This window comes from Mesorhizobium sp. M0001 (genome assembly GCF_040324255.1).
Classification (GTDB): Bacteria; Pseudomonadota; Alphaproteobacteria; order Rhizobiales; family Rhizobiaceae; genus Mesorhizobium.
In genome coordinates this window covers 46,431-65,555 of sequence record NZ_JAMYVS010000009.1, presented here as the reverse complement: position 1 = coordinate 65,555, position 19,125 = coordinate 46,431, and the positions used below count along the sequence as shown (strand labels likewise).

24 protein-coding genes are annotated in these 19,125 nt (G+C 64.5%); 7 read left to right on the top strand and 17 right to left on the bottom strand.

Annotated features, from left to right (window positions below):
- Positions 1–27 precede the first annotated feature (27 nt).
- Positions 28–660: an HAD family hydrolase gene (locus tag NKK50_RS23075; RefSeq protein WP_023745869.1), complete on the top strand. Its 633-nt coding sequence runs from the start codon at positions 28–30 to the stop codon at positions 658–660.
- A gap of 81 nt (positions 661–741) precedes the next feature.
- On the opposite strand, the gene NKK50_RS23070 is transcribed toward NKK50_RS23075, so the two are convergent.
- The 8 genes from NKK50_RS23070 to ureC all read right to left on the bottom strand — a co-directional run bounded on the left by NKK50_RS23070 (position 742) and on the right by ureC (position 6,968).
- The gene (locus NKK50_RS23070; RefSeq protein WP_023689162.1) at positions 742–1,509 is read right to left on the bottom strand and encodes a class II aldolase and adducin N-terminal domain-containing protein; all 768 of its coding nucleotides are present in this window, start codon (positions 1,507–1,509) and stop codon (positions 742–744) included.
- Positions 1,510–1,575: 66 nt separating this feature from the next.
- Positions 1,576–2,208, bottom strand: coding sequence for an urease accessory protein UreG (gene ureG, locus NKK50_RS23065; RefSeq protein WP_023689161.1), 633 nt, complete (start codon positions 2,206–2,208; stop codon positions 1,576–1,578).
- A complete protein-coding gene (locus NKK50_RS23060; protein ID WP_023689160.1) occupies positions 2,205–2,663 on the bottom strand; it encodes a DUF3995 domain-containing protein in 459 nt (152 codons plus the stop codon). The genes ureG and NKK50_RS23060 overlap by 4 nt, the downstream gene beginning before the upstream one ends.
- A complete protein-coding gene (locus tag NKK50_RS23055) occupies positions 2,660–3,331 on the bottom strand; it encodes an urease accessory protein UreF (RefSeq protein ID WP_023742265.1) in 672 nt (223 codons plus the stop codon). Before NKK50_RS23055 ends, NKK50_RS23060 begins: the two co-directional genes overlap by 4 nt.
- Positions 3,324–3,926, bottom strand: a complete 603-nt coding sequence (gene ureE / locus NKK50_RS23050; protein WP_352543900.1) for an urease accessory protein UreE — start codon at positions 3,924–3,926, stop codon at positions 3,324–3,326. Before ureE ends, NKK50_RS23055 begins: the two co-directional genes overlap by 8 nt.
- On the bottom strand, positions 3,923–4,528 hold the full coding sequence (locus tag NKK50_RS23045) for a glutathione S-transferase family protein (protein WP_023683600.1): 606 nt from the start codon (positions 4,526–4,528) through the stop codon (positions 3,923–3,925). The genes ureE and NKK50_RS23045 overlap by 4 nt, the downstream gene beginning before the upstream one ends.
- Positions 4,529–4,570: 42 nt before the next feature.
- Positions 4,571–5,164, bottom strand: a complete 594-nt coding sequence (locus tag NKK50_RS23040; protein ID WP_023683601.1) for a hypothetical protein — start codon at positions 5,162–5,164, stop codon at positions 4,571–4,573.
- Positions 5,165–5,255: 91 nt separating this feature from the next.
- A complete protein-coding gene (gene ureC / locus NKK50_RS23035) occupies positions 5,256–6,968 on the bottom strand; it encodes an urease subunit alpha (RefSeq protein ID WP_031193890.1) in 1,713 nt (570 codons plus the stop codon).
- Positions 6,969–7,148: 180 nt separating this feature from the next.
- Here ureC and NKK50_RS23030 point away from each other — a divergent pair, with 180 nt between their 5' ends.
- Together NKK50_RS23030 and NKK50_RS23025 are read left to right on the top strand one after the other, a co-directional pair.
- Positions 7,149–7,511, top strand: a complete 363-nt coding sequence (locus NKK50_RS23030; protein ID WP_023671233.1) for a hypothetical protein — start codon at positions 7,149–7,151, stop codon at positions 7,509–7,511.
- Between the two features lie 123 nt (positions 7,512–7,634).
- Positions 7,635–8,132: a hypothetical protein gene (locus tag NKK50_RS23025; RefSeq protein ID WP_023671232.1), complete on the top strand. Its 498-nt coding sequence runs from the start codon at positions 7,635–7,637 to the stop codon at positions 8,130–8,132.
- A 26-nt stretch (positions 8,133–8,158) separates the two neighbouring features.
- On the opposite strand, the gene NKK50_RS23020 is transcribed toward NKK50_RS23025, so the two are convergent.
- From NKK50_RS23020 to NKK50_RS23000, 5 genes are read right to left on the bottom strand one after another with little or no spacing between them, the layout of a single operon-like run.
- Positions 8,159–8,464 carry an urease subunit beta gene (locus tag NKK50_RS23020; protein ID WP_023671231.1) on the bottom strand — a complete coding sequence of 102 codons (306 nt, stop codon included), beginning with the start codon at positions 8,462–8,464 and terminating at the stop codon, positions 8,159–8,161.
- Between the two features lie 8 nt (positions 8,465–8,472).
- Positions 8,473–9,066 carry a HupE/UreJ family protein gene (locus NKK50_RS23015; protein WP_023671230.1) on the bottom strand — a complete coding sequence of 198 codons (594 nt, stop codon included), beginning with the start codon at positions 9,064–9,066 and terminating at the stop codon, positions 8,473–8,475.
- A 29-nt stretch (positions 9,067–9,095) separates the two neighbouring features.
- Complete coding sequence (locus tag NKK50_RS23010) at positions 9,096–9,350, bottom strand: DUF1272 domain-containing protein (protein WP_023671229.1); 255 nt, start codon at positions 9,348–9,350, stop codon at positions 9,096–9,098.
- A 10-nt stretch (positions 9,351–9,360) separates the two neighbouring features.
- Complete coding sequence (locus NKK50_RS23005; RefSeq protein WP_023671228.1) at positions 9,361–9,663, bottom strand: urease subunit gamma; 303 nt, start codon at positions 9,661–9,663, stop codon at positions 9,361–9,363.
- A 30-nt stretch (positions 9,664–9,693) separates the two neighbouring features.
- Positions 9,694–10,515 (bottom strand): urease accessory protein UreD, encoded by an 822-nt coding sequence (locus tag NKK50_RS23000; RefSeq protein WP_081726189.1) that lies wholly within the window; start codon positions 10,513–10,515, stop codon positions 9,694–9,696.
- Positions 10,516–10,750: 235 nt separating this feature from the next.
- Here NKK50_RS23000 and NKK50_RS22995 point away from each other — a divergent pair, with 235 nt between their 5' ends.
- The 3 genes from NKK50_RS22995 to NKK50_RS22985 all read left to right on the top strand — a co-directional run bounded on the left by NKK50_RS22995 (position 10,751) and on the right by NKK50_RS22985 (position 13,077).
- Entirely contained in the window at positions 10,751–11,005 is a 255-nt protein-coding gene (locus NKK50_RS22995; RefSeq protein ID WP_023671226.1) for an acyl carrier protein, read from the top strand.
- A gap of 5 nt (positions 11,006–11,010) precedes the next feature.
- Positions 11,011–12,219: a beta-ketoacyl-[acyl-carrier-protein] synthase family protein gene (locus tag NKK50_RS22990; RefSeq protein WP_023671225.1), complete on the top strand. Its 1,209-nt coding sequence runs from the start codon at positions 11,011–11,013 to the stop codon at positions 12,217–12,219.
- 153 nt (positions 12,220–12,372) lie between these two features.
- Positions 12,373–13,077: a glutathione S-transferase family protein gene (locus tag NKK50_RS22985; RefSeq protein WP_352520616.1), complete on the top strand. Its 705-nt coding sequence runs from the start codon at positions 12,373–12,375 to the stop codon at positions 13,075–13,077.
- A gap of 25 nt (positions 13,078–13,102) precedes the next feature.
- Here NKK50_RS22985 and NKK50_RS22980 read toward each other — a convergent pair whose 3' ends face one another.
- From NKK50_RS22980 to NKK50_RS22965, 4 genes are all read right to left on the bottom strand, one after another.
- The gene (locus NKK50_RS22980; protein WP_023683605.1) at positions 13,103–13,474 is read right to left on the bottom strand and encodes a hypothetical protein; all 372 of its coding nucleotides are present in this window, start codon (positions 13,472–13,474) and stop codon (positions 13,103–13,105) included.
- 85 nt (positions 13,475–13,559) lie between these two features.
- The gene (locus NKK50_RS22975) at positions 13,560–14,180 is read right to left on the bottom strand and encodes a nucleoside triphosphate hydrolase (RefSeq protein ID WP_023671222.1); all 621 of its coding nucleotides are present in this window, start codon (positions 14,178–14,180) and stop codon (positions 13,560–13,562) included.
- A 269-nt stretch (positions 14,181–14,449) separates the two neighbouring features.
- Entirely contained in the window at positions 14,450–15,541 is a 1,092-nt protein-coding gene (locus NKK50_RS22970; protein ID WP_023755467.1) for a hypothetical protein, read from the bottom strand.
- A gap of 236 nt (positions 15,542–15,777) precedes the next feature.
- Positions 15,778–17,589, bottom strand: a complete 1,812-nt coding sequence (locus tag NKK50_RS22965) for a methyl-accepting chemotaxis protein (RefSeq protein WP_352543899.1) — start codon at positions 17,587–17,589, stop codon at positions 15,778–15,780.
- Positions 17,590–17,838: 249 nt separating this feature from the next.
- On the opposite strand from NKK50_RS22965, the gene NKK50_RS22960 reads away from it, so the two are divergent.
- Positions 17,839–18,807, top strand: coding sequence for a D-alanyl-D-alanine carboxypeptidase family protein (locus NKK50_RS22960; RefSeq protein ID WP_352543898.1), 969 nt, complete (start codon positions 17,839–17,841; stop codon positions 18,805–18,807).
- Positions 18,808–19,125: the final 318 nt, after the last annotated feature.

The following is a 19,125-nucleotide window of genomic DNA, read 5'->3' as shown; positions in this document are numbered from 1 at the left end:
TAAGGGGATCGGCAAAAGGAGCCTCGCATGACGCCGAAAGCGGTTTTCTGGGATATGGACGGCACGCTGGTCGACAGCGAGCCGCTGCATGAGGCGGCCTTGGTGGCGGCGCTGCGCAGCGTCGGTATCACGCCGCCGGCCGACCTGCATGAGCGGGTGCTGGGCGTCGCCGCCGCGCCGGTCTACGAGATGCTGCGCAGCGAGTTCGGCCTCGACCTGCCCTTCGACGACTGGATCGTGCGCAAATACGATCACTACATGCCGATGGCAGAGACGCTGAAGCCGCGCCCCGGCGCGATCGAAGTGTATAACGAATTGCGCGCGCTCGGTGTGCAGCAGGCGGTGGTGTCCAATTCCGACCGGGTGATCGTCGATGCAAATCTGAGCGCCGTCGGGCTGATCTATCCCGGCATGCGCACGATCAGCCGAAACGACGTGCGCGAAGGCAAGCCGCATCCCGAACCGTTCCTGCGCGCCGCGTGGCTGGCCGGCGTCGATCCTTCAGACGCGGTGGCCGTCGACGACAGCGTTACCGGCGCCACATCAGGCCTGGCCGCGGGGATGCGGACGATCTTCTGGCCGGAAGCGCCGATGGCAGGACCGAAGGGCGCTGTCGTGATCAACAGTGCGGAAGAGTTGCGGGCTCAGTTGGGACTCTGAGTGAGCCTATGAACGTCGGCGCTGCCCCTCATCCCCCTGCCGGGACCTTCTCCCCGTGAACGGGGAGAAGGGTGAACTCATTCAGCTGCGGTACACCGGCTCCTCCTCGTCGAGGATCGCCTTCAGCTCGGCCAGGTGACGCTCCGCCTGGCCGGGATAGTCGTCCATTTCGCTGGCGGCCTTTTCGGCAATGGCGTCGGAGAGCGTGCGCAGCGGCCGGCCGGTCCACAGCGCCTTGATGTAGGTCTCGGCGGCGCGTTCGAAATAGAACATGCGGTTGAAGGCGTCGGCAACGGTGTCGCCGATGACCATGACGCCGTGATTGCCCATCACCATCACCTTGACCTTAGGGTCGGTGAGCAGTTGCGAGCAGCGCTCGCCCTCTTCCTCGAAGGCCAGCCCGCCATAATGGGCGTCGACGACGTGGCGGTTGAAGAACATGGCCGAGTTCTGGTCGATCGGCGGCAGAGTCGAGTCGGCCAGCGATGCAAGCACAGTGGCATGAATGGAATGCACATGCATGGCGCAGCGCGCATGCGGCACGTTGCGGTGAATGGCGCCGTGCAGACCCCAGGCAGTCGGGTCGGGCGCGTCGGGGCCGGTCAGCGTCTCGGGATCGTTGGCGTCGATCAGCAAAAGGTCGCTCGCCTTGATGCGCGAGAAATGCACCTGGTTGGGGTTCATCAGGAATTTGCTGCCGTCCTCGTTGACCGACAGCGAGAAGTGGTTGGCCACGGCTTCATGCATGTTGAGCCGCGCCGTCCAGCGGAAGGCGGCGGCGAGGTCGACGCGCTCCTCATAATAGGGCAGGTTGGTCAGCGGCTCTTTCTGCAAACGGGCGATGCTCATCAAAAAATCCTCCATTTCCCCAAGAATGCCGCGCCCAATGCCGACCAGCAACCGGTAAGTACTGGGTCAGGCCGCCGAGCGGGCCGACTGCAGCCCGCCATGTTCGACGATGAAGTCGATGACTTCCTGCAGTCCCTTGCCGCGCGACAGGTCGGTGAAGCCGAACGGGCGCTTGCCCCGCATTCGGGCGGCGTCGCTCTCCATGACATCGAGGTTGACGTTCACATAGGGCGCCAGATCGCTCTTGTTGATGACCAGGAAATCGGAACGGGTGATCGCCGGCCCGCCCTTCCTGGGGATTTCCTCGCCCTGGCAAACCGAGATGACATAGAGGGTCAGGTCGGCAAGGTCCGGCGAGAAGGTGGCGGCAAGATTGTCGCCGCCGGATTCGATGAAGACGATGTCGAGATCGGGGAATTTCCTGTTCAGCTCGGCGATCGCCTGCAAATTGATCGAGGCGTCCTCACGGATGGCGGTGTGCGGGCAGCCGCCGGTCTCCACGCCGACGATGCGGTCCTCAGGCAGCGCCTGCAGGCGAGCCAGCATCATGGCGTCTTCCTTGGTGTAGATGTCGTTGGTGACGACGGCGATGGAGAAATCGTCGCGCAGCGCCTTGCAGAGCTTTTCGGTTAGCGTCGTCTTGCCGGAGCCGACGGGACCGCCGATGCCGATGCGCAGGGGACCGTTGGCCTGAGTCATAGCGAAAAATCCGTCATGCCGAAAAACTCCGTGATGGCGAGGATGGCGAAGCTGAGCCCGATCAACAGGCAGAGCGGCGAATAGAAGCTGACATCGAGCCGCGCAAAAGGCTGTTCCGGCGCCAGACGGCGCCACCACGGCGTGAAGCCGGCAATGCCGCGGCCGAGGAAGACCAGCCCTATGAGCAGCGCTGTGGCGGCAAGGCCTTCCCTTGGAAAGGGGGTGGCGAAGACCCCGGTCAGCGCCAGCGGCCACAGGGTTGCGAGGCACAGGCACGCGGCAACGGCGAAACAGGCAAACGGCGTCGGCATCTCGTCGATGCCGCGAAAGCCGACGACGGCGTGGGCGCAGGAGACGCCGTCCCTGCCCGGCCAGATGCCGCCAAGGCCCCAATAGACATGCAGCGCGGTGATCAGCAGCAGGACGGCCGAGAGGGCGAAGGCGAGGACGATCATGAGCGGAACAGCCTGGAATACTGCGTCTCGTGCTTCATCGCCATGATGTCGGAGATGAAGGCGCAGCCGCCGAGATCGTCCAATGTCGAGCCGGCGGCGCACGCGGCCGTCGACAGCGCCAACGGCTCGAAGCCGGCGAGCAAGGCCATAGCGTCCGTCTGGCCGACGATTCCGAGTCGGATCGCCGCCTGGACGAGGTTGGAGAAGAAGGCCTGCAGGAAGGCCGACATCGCGTCCTGAAGCGCGATGCCGTTGCCGCCGGCAACGGCGCCGACGGCGACACAGTAGGCGCATTCGGCCGGCAGGCGGCCCAACACCGGATTCGCCCAAGCCGCTGCCGCTTTCAGGAAGGCGGCGCCTTGCAGCATGGTTTCGGTGTGACGCTCACGCGAGCCGGCCAGCGCTTCGGCGAGATCGGCAATTTCATGGAGATCGCCGCCGTCGCGGGCGCGGCGCCAGGCTTCCGTGAAGAGCACGGCGTCGTTCCAGCCCGAGCCCATCTCGACCAGCGTCTCCAGCCAGAAGGCGAGGCTGGCGGTATCGGCAACCAGCCCGTCTTGCCCGGCGCGTTCGAGACCATGGCTGTAGGCAAAGCCGCCGACCGGAAAGGCCGGCGACAGCCACGCCATGAGCCGCAGCAAAGCGATGCCGGATGGCTGGTCAGTCATGATCGTGATGATGCCCGTCATGGGAATGGCTGTGCGAATGCGACTCGCTGTGTGCGGGGGAACGTCCATCATGGGAATGCGCTTCGGCGTGCGCATGCGCATGGCCATGATCGTGACCATGCGCACCTTGGGCGGAATAGGCGCCGCGCACCGGCTTGAACGGTTCGGAGACTTCGCGGACCGTGGCGCCCAGCCCTTCCAGCATAGCCTTGATGACATGGTCGCGCAGGATCAGGATGCGGCCGGGCTCGATCGCTGCCGCCAGATGGCGGTTGCCGATATGCCAGGCAAGCTCCGTCAGATGCACCGCATCGCGGGCGCGGATATCATAGACCTCTTCGGGTGCCGCGGTGATCTCGACCTGGCCGCCATCCTCCAGCACCAGCCGGTCGCCATCGTTCAAGGTCACGGGCTCGGGCAGATCGACCAGCACCTTGCTGCCGTCGGCAAGCTCAATGGCGCGGCGGCGCAAATGACGCTCGTCATGGGGCAGGACGGCACGGCCGGATGGCGGCGTAGTTCCGGCAGTGCCGGCAGGCACCACCGAGACGGCCCGGGGGAACTTGGTGAAGTCGGTGTTCAGGTTGAGTTTCATCGCATGGCTCCACCGTTAGCCTGGGCTCTCGCACGGGCAGGCCGCGCCAGGACGCGGTCGAAATACGCGTTGACGCGCTCGGATTCGATCGGAAATTTTCCGGCGCGGGCCCAGCCGCCCATGTCGCCCAACAGCACGTCGACGGCGGAAAACCGGTCGCCCAGCGCAAACTCCCGATCCCCCAGCCGGCCGTCGAGCGCCTTGGCCTCCGAGGCGAAATCGTAGGCGGCGGCGGGGCCGACATCGACCCGCACGTCCTTCGGCAACAGGAAGCGGTGGCGCAGCTTGTTCCACAGCGGCGCTTCGAACTCGGACTGGGCAAAATGCATCCAGGAATCCATTTCGGCGCGTCCGGCCACACCTGGATTGGCGCCCATGCCTTTGTCGGCGTGCTTGTCGGCGAGATAGACGCAGATTGCCGCCGAATCAGTCACCGTCAGTTCGCCATCGATCAGGATCGGCACCTTGCCCGACGGGTTGAGCGCATAGGCTTCGGGCGAACGCAATTTGACCTCGACGAATTCATAGGGCTGCCCGAGTTCCTCGAGCATCCACAGAACGCGGCTGACGCGGGATCCACGCGATCCGATGGCCTTGTACATGGTTGAACCCTCTTTCCTGCGACCCTAAACCATAGCCACTGTTCAGACGATGGTGTCGAAGAGCCGCAGGATGAACGATATCTGATAGATCAGCGTGCCGGCGACGAATGCGATGTGGAAGCGGCGGTCACGCACCAGTATGGCGGCGATGCACAACACCACGAAAACCGGCGTTCGGAACAGATATTCATTGCCGTAGCGGGCGAAATGCTCGGGACCCTTCAGCAGCGTGTCGACGACGTCGAGCAGATAGGTCGTCGCCAGCAGGCCGAAGAACCAGCCACGGCGTGAATAGAAGAAATCCTCGTAGCTGGTGTAGTCGAGCATCGAATCCGGAAACAGCAGCGCGCACAGCAGGAACAGCGTGATGGCGTAGAAGATCAGGAACAGGTACTTGCCGAAAGTCCAGACCTCTATGGTGTAGAGGCCGAACTCCCACCACCAGAAATGCACCAGCAGCAACAGCATGGAGGCGACCCAGCCGAGGTGCACGGGATAGAGCCTGTACTGGCCGGGATGCTGGACGATTCGCGCCACCCCCGACAGCAGGCGAGCGACGCCAAGTCCGATCACCATGCCCATGACGATGCGGATATGCGGGAAGATGTCGTGGGCGGAGGCTATTTCGGTGACCATGACCTGCTACGCGGTTCTTTGAGCCGCATATTGCGGTGGGACCGACCGGGTCGCAACGGAATTTGCCGGGTCGATCAAATCGCCCCTCGCCTCAAAACAGGAAATACCGCTGCGCCATCGGTAGCACGCTTGCCGGCTCGCAGGTCAGTAGCTCGCCATCGGCGCGCACCTCGTAAGTCTCCGGGTCGACTTCGACATGCGGCGTAGCGTCGTTGAGCACCATCGAATGCTTGCCGATGCCGCCACGGGTGTTTTCCACGGCCACGAACTGCTTGTCGACGCCGAGCCGGCCATGCAGGCCTGAGTCCAGAGCCGCCTTGGAAACGAACGTCACCGACGAGTTGGTCCTGGCCTTGCCATAGGCGCCGAACATCGGGCGGTAGTGCATCGGCTGCGGTGTCGGGATAGAGGCGTTTGGGTCGCCCATCGGGGCTGCGGCTATCATGCCGCCGATCAGCACCATGTCCGGTTTGACGCCGAAGAAGGCTGGGTTCCACAGCACCAGATCGGCGCGCTTGCCGACCGCGATCGAACCGATGTCCCTGGACAGGCCATGCGCGATGGCCGGGTTGATGGTGTATTTGGCGATGTAGCGGCGGACACGGAAATTGTCGTTGTTGCCGGTCTCCTGCGGCAATGACCCGCGCTGGCGCTTCATCTTGTCGGCGGTCTGCCAGGTGCGGATCGCCACCTCGCCGACACGGCCCATGGCCTGCGAGTCCGACGAGATGATCGAGAAGGCGCCGATATCGTGCAGAATGTCTTCCGCCGCGATGGTCTCCTTGCGGATACGGCTTTCGGCAAAGGCGATGTCTTCAGGGATCGACGGCGACAGATGGTGGCAGACCATCAGCATGTCGAGATGCTCGGCCAGCGTGTTGACGGTGTAGGGCCGGGTCGGGTTGGTCGAAGACGGAATGACGTTGGGCAAGCCGCAGACCTTGATGATATCGGGCGCATGGCCGCCGCCGGCACCCTCGGTGTGGAAGGCGTGGATGGTGCGGCCCTTGATGGCGGCGACGGTGTTCTCGACAAAGCCGGATTCGTTCAGCGTATCGGTGTGGATCATCACCTGCACGTCGTAATCGTCGGCAACCGACAGGCAGCAGTCGATGGCCGCCGGCGTCGTGCCCCAGTCCTCGTGCAGCTTCAGCGAGCAGGCGCCGCCCAGCACCATTTCCTCCAGCGCTGCCGGCAGCGAGGCGTTGCCCTTGCCGGACAGGCCGATGTTCATCGGGAAAGCGTCGAAGGACTGGATCATGCGCGCCATGTGCCAGGGTCCAGGCGTGCAGGTGGTGGCCAGCGTGCCATGCGCCGGGCCGGTGCCGCCGCCGAGCATGGTGGTGATGCCCGACATCAGCGCTTCGTCGATCTGCTGCGGGCAGATGAAGTGGATGTGCGCGTCGAAGCCGCCGGCGGTCAGGATCTTGCCCTCGCCCGCGATGATCTCTGTACCGGGGCCGATGACGATGGTGACGCCGTCCTGCGTGTCGGGATTGCCGGCCTTGCCGATCGCCGCGATGCGGCCGTCCCTGAGACCGATGTCGGCCTTGAAGATGCCGGCCGTGGCATCGACCACCAGCGCGTTGGTGATGACCGTGTCGACCGCGCCGCCGGCGCGCGACACCTGGCTCTGGCCCATGCCGTCGCGGATGACCTTGCCGCCGCCGAATTTCACCTCCTCGCCATGGACGGTGAGGTCCTTTTCGACCTCGATAAACAGCTCGGTGTCGGCCAAGCGCACTCTGTCGCCGACCGTCGCGCCATACATCTGCGCGTAGGCGGCGCGGGTAATTCTAGCCATCAGTCAATGCTCCCCAAACGAGAGGCCGGCCGCAGCCGAACTCCACATCGTCGCCATCCAATGGTCATGCAATGACCCGCCCGGCGACACCTTCTGATCCCATTTGGCCGTTGAGGTGGCCGTGCCACCCCAAACCGCCCGTTTGCCAAACCCTTGGCCAAATCGATGAAAGGAAAATACATGCGCAAAATCATCGTTCTTGCAGCCGCCGCCACGCTGGCCTCCGCAACCGTAGCCGGCGCCCAGCAGCAGCCCACGCCGCAACCGAAGCCGGCAGCGCCCAGCGCTCAGCCGGCGGCGCCGGCGATCCAGAAGGTCAACATCGTCGATATCAGCGAATTGCCCAAAGCCACCCAGACGCAGGTCAATCAGGTGATCGCCCAGCGTGGCGATGCCGGGCTGCAGAAACTGCGCTCTTCGATCGACGCGACGCCGCAGATCAAGTCGGCGCTCGAAGCCAAGGGGCTCACCTCGGCACAGGTGGTCGCCGCCAGCATGACCACCGATGGCGCGCTGACCCTTGTCACCAAGAAGGCAAGCTGAAAGAAGCGCTTGGCGGGCCGGCACCCGGCCCGCCAGCCCACAGGGAACCTTCGCCCGACAGGAGGCGTTTCGTCCCTTTGGCGCCGAACGGCGTTGCACAGAAAAGTCCACCAGGAGCGAGCAATGCCTGTCTTTGCCGACACCAGATGGCTCCAGAGCCTTGCTGCCTGCGCATTTCTCGCAGCTTTCGGCCCGCAAGCCGCGCAAGGTCTTGAAAGCGCTGACGCCGTCAACCGGGCCGACACCGTCAACAGGATCGTCGGCTCCGATGTCCGGCAGGAGGAGGCGCGGACGGAACCACAGACCAACAAGATCATCACCGCGATCGAGCGGACGCGTGAGAACATCGGCGCCGTGCGCAAGACGTCCAAGCTCGATACAGTAGATATCGTCTTCCTCACCGACGCGGCGCGCAGCGAAGGCGGCCCGCCGCCGGCCGTCGAGAGCAAGGTCGAACAGCATCAGGACGACATTGCGGAACTGCGCAAGGAGATCGACGCCAACGCCTTGCTGTTCAACGCCATCGATTCGCGGCGCGTGCTTACGGAAGACGTCCTTGCGGTGGAATTCGACGGCTCGGCAAGAATCGTCATCTACGCGGCGGCCAGGCCGTCGAACTGACCTCAGGGCGCTCGACCCCGTCGATCTCACAGCCTGCCCATGATCTTCTGCTGAAAACCGTAGACCTCGCGTTTTCCTCCGAACGGCACCAGCGTGACGTCCCGCTCTTGTCCCGGTTCGAAGCGCATCGCGGTGCCGGCGGCAATGTCCAGACGCATGCCGCGCGCTTTGTCGCGGTCGAATTTCAACCCCTCATTGGTCTCGAAGAAATGGTAGTGGCTGCCGACCTGGATCGGCCGGTCGCCGCTGTTGGCGACCTTCAGCGTCACCGTCGGCAGCCCCTTGTTGAGCTCGATGTCGCCGCTTGCGGTGATGATTTCGCCGGGAATCATCGTTAGCCTCACAAAACGCCGAAGACCAGGCCGCCGCCGACTGCAGCACAAGCGGCGCCAGCGGCGCGGGCAAGCCCGCGAAAGCGCATGCCGAGGCCAAGGCCGGCAGCGATGCCCATGGCATGGAGAAGTGCGGTGGCAACGGCAAAGCCGGCCATATAGTCAAGCCCACCTGCATTTTCCGGCACTTCGGTGCCGTGGGCATGGCCATGGAACAGCGCGAACAGGCCGATGATGGCGACTCCGGCCGAGACCGGCAGATCGACCGCCAACGCCACCAGCAAGCCAAGCGCGACGACGGAGGCAAGGATGCCCGGTTCGACGAAAGGCACCGGCACGTGGAGCATGCCGAGCGCGCCGCCGACCAGCATGACGCCGACAAAGGCCAGCGGCCAGGCCCAGATTGCCTTGCCGCCCTTGAGCGCCGCCCACAGGCCGACGGCTACCATGACGGTCATATGGTCGAGGCCGGACAGCGGATGCGCGAAGCCCGCCGCGAAGGACGAGGTCGTGCCGATGCCGACATGGGCATAGGCGGGCATCGCCGCCGCCAGCAGCAGGATCGCTGCAAGCGTGGTGCGTTTGGTTGAAGCAGAGATCATCGGTCTTCCCTTCGAAGTCACGAAAACAATCACGCAGCCTTGCGCGGGCCGCAGCCCTCGGCCTTGAGCACGCGTTGGGTCGAGGCCGGATATTTCACCAGTTTCTCCACTGGGCGGATCGGGCGTGCGGAAAAATTGCCGCCGCAGTTCGGGCAGACGCCGCCCAGCACATGTTCAGCGCAGTCAGCGCAGAAGGTGCATTCAAAGGTGCAGATCAGCGCGTCCGCCGCTTCCGGCGGCAGGTCCTTGTCGCAGCATTCGCAATTCGGTCGCAGCTCCAGCATCGTTTTCTCCTCACCTGATCGGTTCGTGAACGGTCACCAGCTTGGTGCCGTCGGGAAAGGTCGCCTCGACCTGCACGTCGTGGATCATCTCGGCGATGCCTTCCATCACCTGCGCGCGGGTGATGACATGGGCGCCGGCCTCCATCAGTTCGGCGACCGGGCGGCCGTCGCGGGCGCCCTCGACGACGAAATCGGTGATCAGCGCGATCGCTTCGGGGTGATTGAGCTTGACGCCGCGTTCCAGCCGCTTGCGCGCCACGATCGCCGCCATGGCGATGAGCAGCTTGTCCTTTTCACGCGGCGTCAGGTTCATGCGCTTTCCTGGATTTGGCCTGTATTTGGCTCAGAGTGACCATAATTTGGGCAGACCCGCCCGCCCGTTGAGCAGTTCGACGAGCGGAACCAGCCGCTTGCGCAGCTGATAGCCGTCCTCGGCAAACAGCCTCGCAAGAAGCTTGCCAGATTTTTTGACGCTCCAGGCGCTGGCATCGCCGTCGGCGCCGACGATGTCGCGGGCCGGATCGAGCAAGGCTTCGGCCTGCGGCGAGACCATCAGCAGCGTCGCAGCGGCAATGGCGCCGCCGGCGACCGCCGGGCGGCCAAGTGCCGCCGCGATAGCCGGCCCGATGCGGAAATCCTCGGCATGAACGAGCGCACCATCCTGGCGGACACGCCAACGGTCGTGGAAATGGCCGTGCGCGGCCTCTTCGCCCATGGCGAGGCGGCCGAATATGGTGGCTTCAAGCAGCAATGCCTCGGCGCCTGCGGCAAGCTCGACCTCGAGCGTGCGGGCAAAGGCCGAGCGGTCGAAGACGATGGTTTCCTGGGGCAGCCAGGCGATACGCCCGCCCGCGCCGACGCTGAGCTTCACCCGAACTTCGGCGCGGTCGCTAGCGGCACGATAGATCTTTTCGCAGGCCTGGGTGGTTATCGAGGCGGAGGCACCTGGCCCGACATCGATTTCCCAGCCGAGCCGATCGCCGCCGGTCAGACCGCCGGCGGTGTTGATGAGCACGGCTTCGAGCGGATCGGCCGCAACGGCCGGCATGCGGATTTTGGCCGAGCCGTCCTGATAGAGGCGCAAAAGCCGGGTGCGTCCATCCCTGACGCCGCACGCAAGCCGGGCCGCCCCGGCCGCGCGCTGGGCCGGAAGAGCTGGGATCAAGACATGCTGCAACGTATCCACGGCGCTAACGTTAAGCACTCCCGGCGCTTTGTCGATATGGTGCTTGTTGATATAGCTTGTTGCTTGACAGCGTTTCCGTTTCTATAGAGGGAGCCTCTTTGGAACGGTCATGCTGCGCCTGGCGGGTTTTTGAAGGCGACGGCGATTTCAGTCCAGGCAACAGGGGCGCCAACCAATCGGCACCGCGACGTTATAAAATTGGGGAAGGAATCGAATGGCTGACGAGCTGGCAACGGAAATCATCGCCAAGATCAGGGCACATGCGGAGCCCGGTGGCGAAGAGATCACCACCAATACGGAATTGACCGCGCTTGGCATCCATTCCCTGGAACTGACCGAGATCATCTTCGATCTCGAGGAGCAGTACGGCATCGAGATCGAGATGAACACGGTCGATGCCTGGAGCAATCTCAAGAATGTCGGCGATATGGTTGAGGCTGTTCGCGCGCTGATTGCGAAAAAAGCCTGAGCTGAATGCAAAAGCGCGTCGTCATTACCGGCATCGGCGGCATATGCGGGCTCGGCGCCAATGCGCCTGCAATCTGGAACGAAATGCGGGCCGGCCGATCGGCCATCGGTCAAATCAGCAATCCCGGTTTGCATGATTTGAAGGTCAAGGTCGGCTGCGAAATCAAGACGCTGCCCGACCATGGCATCAGCCACAAGCAGACCGTGTCGATGGACCGCTTCAGCCTTTTGGCGACGATTGCCGCGCGCGAAGCCATGCAGCATGCCGGCCTGACATCGACTGAAGCAACCACCTACCGGATGGGCGCGGTTGTCGGCGTCGGCGTCTGCGGCTGGGAGGCGATCGAGGAGAACTATCGCGCCATCCTGGTCGACGGCAAGAACCGGGCCGGCATCTTCACCGTGCCGAAAGTGATGCCGAGTGCGGCATCCGGCCATGTCAGCATGAATCTCGGCCTGCGCGGGCCGGTGTTCGGCGTCACTTCGGCCTGCTCCTCGTCCAATCACGCCTTTGCCTCGGCGGTCGACCAGATCCGGCTCGGCCGCGCCGATGTCATGGTCGCCGGCGGCACCGACGCGCCGCTGCTCTGGGGCATCCTGAAAGGCTGGGAAGCCCTGCGGGTGCTGGCGCCCGATACCTGCCGGCCGTTCTCAGCCGATCGCCAGGGCCTGTCGCTCGGCGAAGGTGCTGGAATGGCGGTGCTGGAAACCTATGAACACGCCATGGCGCGAGGCGCTACCATTCTGGCCGAATTTGCCGGCGCCGGCCTTTCCGCCGACGCTTCCGATATCGTCGCGCCGACAGTCGAGGGACCGACGGCGGCGATGCGCGCCTGCCTGGCGGACGCCGGGCTCAATCCCGAGGACGTCGATTATCTCAACGCCCACGGCACCGGCACCAAGGCCAACGACCAGATCGAGACGGCGGCAATCAAGCGCGTCTTCGGCGACCATGCCTATAAGCTGTCGGTGTCGTCGACCAAGTCGATGCATGCCCATTGCCTCGGCGCCTCGGGCGGCCTGGAAATGATCGCCTGCGTGATGGCGATCCGCGAAGGCATCGTGCCGCCGACGGCCAATTTCCGGCAGGCCGACCCCGACTGCGATCTCGACATCACGCCGAATGTGGCGCGCGAGCGCAAGGTGCGCGCGGCGATCAGCAACGGTTTTGCCTTCGGCGGCACCAATGCCGTGGTGGCGTTCAAGGCGGTCTGACGGCAAGCGACTGGCCCTGAGCGACTGGCCCTGCATGACTGCGAAGACGGTGTGTGCACCGTCGGCCGGTTGATCGGCAAAGACGTCGAGGATAATCCTTCGCAACACGCCAGATGGCGCGATGCCGCGCCAAATTCCCGACCGGAGCTTTCGATGACCGACCTGTCCGCCTTTCCGATCACCAAGCGCTGGCCGGCCAGCCACCCCGACCGCCTGCAGCTCTATTCCGCGACGACGCCGAATGGCGTGAAAGTCTCGATCGCGCTGGAAGAACTCGGCCTGCCTTACGAGGCGCATCTGGTGGATATCGGCAAGGACCAGAGCTGGACGCCGGAATTCCTGTCGCTGAACCCGAACGGCAAGATACCGGCGATCATCGACCCGGACGGTCCGGGCGGCAAGCCGCTCGGCCTGTTCGAATCCGGCGCCATCCTGCTCTACCTCACCGACAAGACCGGCAAGCTGATCCCGGCCGATCCGGCGCGGCGCTACGAGACCATCCAATGGGTGTTCTTCCAGATGGCGGCGATCGGACCGATCTTCGGACAGGTCGGCTTTTTCAACAAATTTGCCGGGCGCGAGATCGCCGACAAGCGGCCGCTGGATCGCTACCGCAATGAATCGCGGCGGCTGATCGGGGTGCTGGAGACGCGGCTGAAGGGTCGAACCTGGATCATGGACGACGACTATACGATCGCCGACATATCGATGCTGGGCTGGGTGCGCAATCTGATCGGCTTCTACGAGGCGCGCGAACTCGTCGGCTTCGACGACTTCCCCACCGTCGCGGCATGGCTGGAGCGCGGGCTGGCGCGACCCGCGGTGCAGCGCGGCCTGACCATTCCCGCCAGGAATTGACCTCGGCCGGCCGAAGCAACCAGGTCTATTTCGCCTTGGCCTTGCTTTTCGAGCCGCCCTTGCCGATGACGGACGCAGCGAGCGACGCGGCGCCCCTGGCTGTCGCCGCCACCGCACCAGCGGCGACATTGGCGGTCGCCTTGACGGTGCGCATCGCGCCGCCGGCCACCGAGCCGCTGCTTGCCGGCTTCTTGGGTTTGGCGGTTTTCGCCGTCACCTTTGCCGTCGCCACCGGTTCTACCTTCTTTGGCGCCGCTTTGCCGAAAGCCGGCTTTGCGTCCTTGGACCGCTCGGCGATCGCCGGGCCGGCGCCTGCCTTCGCCTGCGTGGCCTTTGCCTGCCTGGCTTTGGGTTGAGCGGTCTTGCTCTTGGCGGGTGTTTTTGCCTTGGTTGCCATCTGACGGTTCCCTCACGGCGGCACGATTGCCGATGAGAGATAACGACCTGAAAGTCTTAAGGTTCCCGTTCCGAAGTCCAGCGAACTATGCGGGATCGCCAACAACCAGGTCGGCGGACCTGCGACGGCCGAGCACGCGATCGATGTTGGGCATGTCGTTGGAAGCGATCCAGGCGCGGGCGTCTTCGTCGGAGCGGCCATGCTCGTGCCAGCGCACCAGAAGGCGGCGCTCGAGTTCGGCACGCGGCACATCGACAAAGATGGTGAAGTCGAACAGCGGCGCCAGCCGCGACCACGGCTCCTCGTCCAGCAGGAGGTAATTGCCTTCGACCAGGATGAACTTGGTCTCGGCGGCAACGATGGAGGCGGCGGCGCGCGACAATTCCATGCTGCGGTCGAACACCGGAATGGCGATGTCTGGCTCGCCCGAACGGATGCGCTTCAACAGCGTCTCGAAGCCGGCGAAGTCGAAAGTCTCCGGCGCGCCCTTTCTTGACCGCAGGCCGCGCTGGTCGAGCACGATGTCATCATAGTGGAAGCCGTCCATCGGCACGACTTCAGCCGCGCCCTCCGGCAACAGATCATGCAGGCCGGCCGAGAGCGTCGACTTGCCGGCGCCGGGCGGGCCGGCAATGGCGACGATGAAGCGTTTCGCCTTGCCAGCGCGCTTGAAGATGGTGGCGGCGAGATGGGCGATTTCGGACATTGGGCGCTTCCAGTTATGCTTTGCATCTTGTCGGCAGTTTGAGGAAATTTCAAACCGCGATTTGGGCAATCTCACGACATCCGCCACGTCAGCGCTGCCCCTCGTCGCCCTGCCGGTGTGCAGCCGATAGATGGGTAACACTTCTCCCCCTATGCGTCCGCCGCAGCGCCAAGCAGATTGGTTGGCGCGGCGGTGCGGCGGACAAGCTCCATGTGCCGTGTGTCGAGGATGCCGGCAGGCAGGTGAGGGGCAGGGCCAGCGTTCGAAAATCAGCCGGGCTGGCCGATCCGCAGGAAATCGCTGTCGAATGCGACATCGCGGGTCGAACCATCGGCTCCGGTGAGATGCATGTGACCTGAGGCTGTCCCGATAGCGCGCGGCGGCTCGCCGCTCGCCAGCGGCAGCGTGCCGATGACATGGCGGAAGGAGACTTCGCCGCCGAGGGTAAAAGCGGTCGCGACCCCTTCGCGCTTCAGCCAATTGTCGTCGATCGATGCGGCATGGCCGATGGCGGCGCGGCCGTCCTCGATGCCGAGCACGCCGCGATGGCGGCTGCTCCACGGCGCGTAGTCGCGGCCGCCATTGCTGAACCACAGCATGGTGACCGGAAGCTCCGCCGGGTTCTTCAGCACCAGCACCAGATCCTGTTCGGCCCGGCGCGCCAGCGCCGTCCAGCCCGGACCGTCATGATCGGCTTCGACCAGGGTGATGAAATCCTCGCGCTCATCCTCCATGCGGTAGTCGGTGAGATCGAGCGTGCCGCCGCCAGTGGCTGGAAAGCGCGTCAGATCGGTCGAGCGGGCGGGATAGGAAAGCTTGAAGCGGCCGCGGGCCGGATCGGGCTCCAGCGGTGCGTCCAGTGTCCCGGCAAAGCGCTTCGGCGAAAAGGCCAGCCGGCCGCCATCGCGCATCGCCGCCATCGGATGGTGGGCGGCGGAGACCGCTCCGGAACCGCCGGAAAAGACATGCTCCTGATAGAGAAAGGGATGACTGTTGCGGAGCGTGAAGATCTTGTCGACCGTCGCGCCCATCACCGTGCGGCGCAACCGGAAGACGGCCCGCCAGCCGTCGGATGTCGCTTCGCTGACGGTGACATCCCAGGGGCTGTTGGCCGGCCAGCCATGCAGCGGTGCGGCCTCGATGTCGCTGGCCGAAAACGGTGCGCATAGGAAATCGCCCGACAGCCGCACCGTGCCTTCAGGCAGGTCCGGCGGCAGCGTCTCGCCAGCATCGATCCAGGGCGCGCGGTGCAGCGGCTTCAGCTGGCGGCCATCGCTGTCGACCGTTATGTCGGCGATATGGCCGACAGTGAGATCGAGCGTGACCGAAATGCCCTTTGCCTTGATCGTGACCGTATCCATCCGCGCACCTGCTGATTCTGATGGCAGCGAACAAACCCGCTCCGCGAGGGATGCGCAAGCACAGCGACCGGCATTTTGCATCAGGGCGATTTTTACCCTCCCCCTTGTGGGGAGGGTCGGCGAGCGCTCGACGCGAAGCGGAGATTGTTCGACGGGGCGGGGGTAGCGCCCTACAAGGACCCCCACCCCGATCCGCTACGCGGATCGACCCTCCCCACAAGGGGAAGGGTGGACGCCTACTGCCGTTTGTACTCCCGGACCGGCGACTTGGTGCCGTCGGTGTAGGTGACCTGCACCGCCATCGATGTCACGTTGTCGGCGACCTTGAAGTAAGGCTGGTAGTCATAAGGAATGGCGTAGGGGTCCTTCTTGTCGCAAGGCGGCAGCTTGATCTCCTTGTCGAGCGCCGTGCCGTTCAGGCTGTAGCGCACCTCCTTGATGCCGCAGCGGAACGACAGCATCTGGGAGAAATAGACCAGGCCATGATTGCCGCTGGCGTCGAAGGCGATCCACGACGTCCAGAACTGGTCGAGGATCTGTTTGTTGCCCTGTTGCAGCGCTGCGTCCGGATCGAAACTTATGTTGAACGGCCCGGTCTCGCGGCCCCTGAGATCGAGATACTTGACCCCGATGGTGGTGGCCGTGGTGCTGTCGGGCAATTCGAAGCTCGGATTGGGCATCGGCTTGCCGGTGCGCTGGTCGTTCATCGCCATCAGCCCGGTGTCGGTGAACGGACCTGACACACCCATGCGCCAGGAAATGCCGGTCGCGGCCTCGGGCAGCGAGATGGAGATCGTCCAGCCGGCATTGGAGCGCATCGGCGTCAGCGTCGGGGCAAAGCGTGCTGGGTCGAGCACGTCGCCAAGCGCCGTCAGGCGGGTACGGCTGCGGTCGAGCCAGTCGGCGAGCTGCGTCTGGTCGACGAAATATTTGAGCAGCCCGCCTTCCTTTTCATAGGAGACGAACCTGGTCAGCGCCTCGGCCTCGCTGCGCTTGTCGGACAGCGACTGGACGCCGAGGCGATCCTCGGAAAACTCCTGCGCGAGCAGGTAATAGGCCGGTGCGAAATCCGGATTGGCGGCGATGAAGGCGTTGAGCTTGTCGAGACGCTGGGCATCGTCGAACTGCAGGATATGGACCAGCTTGATCGACAGCGCCTTGGCCTTGTCGGCCAGGGCGCCGAACACTTCGCGGGCGCCGGCCTTGCCGTCCTGCACGCGCAGCAGGGTGGCGAAGCGTGTGTAGGGATCGACGGCGTCGACGTCGAAACCGGCGAAAGCGAGATAGGAGCGCCGCGCATTCAGCATGTCGCCGGAAAGCTCGTAGACGCGGGCATTGTGATAGAATTCGTCCGGCCGCTTCGGCTCGGCGATCGTCCCGCCCTGCGCGGCCAATGCGGCAAAGCCCTTGGCGATGGTGTCGATCGAGGCGGCGATCTGCTCGGTGGTCGCCTGAAGCTTATCCGCCTGCTCGGCCTGTTTCTGCTGGCCGGCAGCGAGCGTTTCGGTCGTCTGCTTGACCGCCTCTACCGACTTTTGCGTCTGCGCGCCCTGCTCAGCCTGCTGCTGCTGGGTCGACGCAATTTCCTCGGTCTTCTTCGCCACCGCGTCGGTCGATTGCTTGACCTGGTCGACCGCCAGCTTCGTCTCGGTTACCGTTTGCTCGATCCTGGCCACCCTGGCCGAGACGATGCCCATCTGCTGCTGCAACTGGGCGATGGCCGGCACCAGGCCGGCGATCACACCGTTCTGCGAATTGGACTGCTGCTGCAGGCCATAGACGCCGCCGGCGACGGCGGCAGCGCTGGTGGCAAAGATCAGCGCCGGCAGCGCCTTGGCGGCCAGCACCAGCCGCAGAACGATGGCAATGGCGATGACGGCGGCGGCAACCGAAGCGACCAGCGCGATATAGGCGGCGAACGGCGCCAGCGGATTGAGGATGTCGGATGCGGCGCCGCCGATGAAAGCGACGCTGCCGGCCCATTTGCCGGTGCGGCTGAGCGAAGCCCTGATAAGAGATGGCGCAGCCGCGCCGATGTCACCGGTCATTGTCAAATCCCCCAAGCAATTGCCGCCTCTATAGCAGCACCGCGACCCCGCAGGCAAAACAGGACAGGAAGCAGGCGATTTCGGGAGGTTGCCGTTTCAGCGCCGATGGTTGGCGAAGCCGAAGCGACATCTGATCTCCCCCCTTGCGGGGGAGATTGGCAGCGTCATCGGCAGCTCCGCCGTTAACCAAATGGACGAACAAAATGGGTTAGGCTAGGTTCCGGCCCTCTCAGCAACGCCGGACTTGACTTGCCAAATTTCCATTTCCCCTCCCCCGCCCAGAAATTTCTCGCAGCCCTCCTGCTGCTTGTCTTCGTGGCCGGCTGCAGCACCACCGCACCGCCCGACAGCGTGCTGGCGGTGCCGGCGCCGCAGGAGAAATATGCGGCCATCGTCGTCGATGTCGGCAGTGGCAAGACGCTGTTCGAAGTCAGTTCGAGGGCGCAACGCTATCCGGCGTCGCTGACCAAGATGATGACGCTGTACCTGCTGTTCGAGGCGCTGGAGTCCGGCCGCGTCTCGAAGGAAACGCAGATTCCGGTCTCCGACAATGCCGCCCGGCAGCCGCCGACCAAATTGCGCTTCAAGCGCGGCGAGAGCATCGATGTCGATTCGGCGATCCGGGCGATCGTGGTCAAGTCGGCCAATGACGTGGCGGTGGCGGTGGGCGAATATCTCGGCGGCTCGGAGGACCAGTTCGCCGCCATGATGACGTCCAAGGCGCGCCAGATCGGCATGAGCAGCACCGTCTTCCGCAATGCCTCCGGCCTGCCCGACGATGGCCAGCACACATCGGCGCGCGACATGGCGACGCTGGGGATGGCGCTGCGCGCCCGCTTCCCGCAGCAGTTCCACTATTTCTCCGAAAGCGACTTCATGTTCCGCGGCCGGCTGGTGCGCGGCCACAACGACATGCTCGGCCGGGTGCGCGGCGTCGACGGCATCAAGACCGGCTATATCAGGGCATCCGGTTACAATATCGTCACGTCCTACAATGCCGACGGCCGGCATCTGATCGTGGTGGTGATGGGCGCCGACAGCGCTAGGCAGCGCAACGACCATGTCGAAGCGCTGATCCAGCGCAGTCTGTCGCCCGCCATGGCCGATACGAAGACGCGGCTGATGTTTGCGGGAGATCAGCCGGCCGCGTCGCCCGGCCTGCCGCCGCCTGGTTTGCCGGCGCAGGGGTCGCAGTTGCCTGGTTTACCGCCGCAATAGAACCCGTCGTTGGGTGGAGGAACTCTGAAACGCCGGCGGGACAGCACCCCCCTCTGGCCTGCCGGCCATCTCCCCCTCAAGTGGGGAGATTAGCAGCTTCGGCGTCTCGCCTCTTTTTCGTGTTTGGCGAAGCCATGGCGACATCTGATCTCCCCCCTTGAGGGGGAGATGTCCGGCAGGACAGAGGGGGGTCGTGAAGGATCGCTGCCTCATCTTAACTCTGCAGCAGGCGCGACCTCCGTCGGCAACAGCACTTCGGCGGTCTGGTTGCCGAGCAGCAGGCGAGCGAGGCCCCGGGGGGCTGCGCTGCCACAGGCA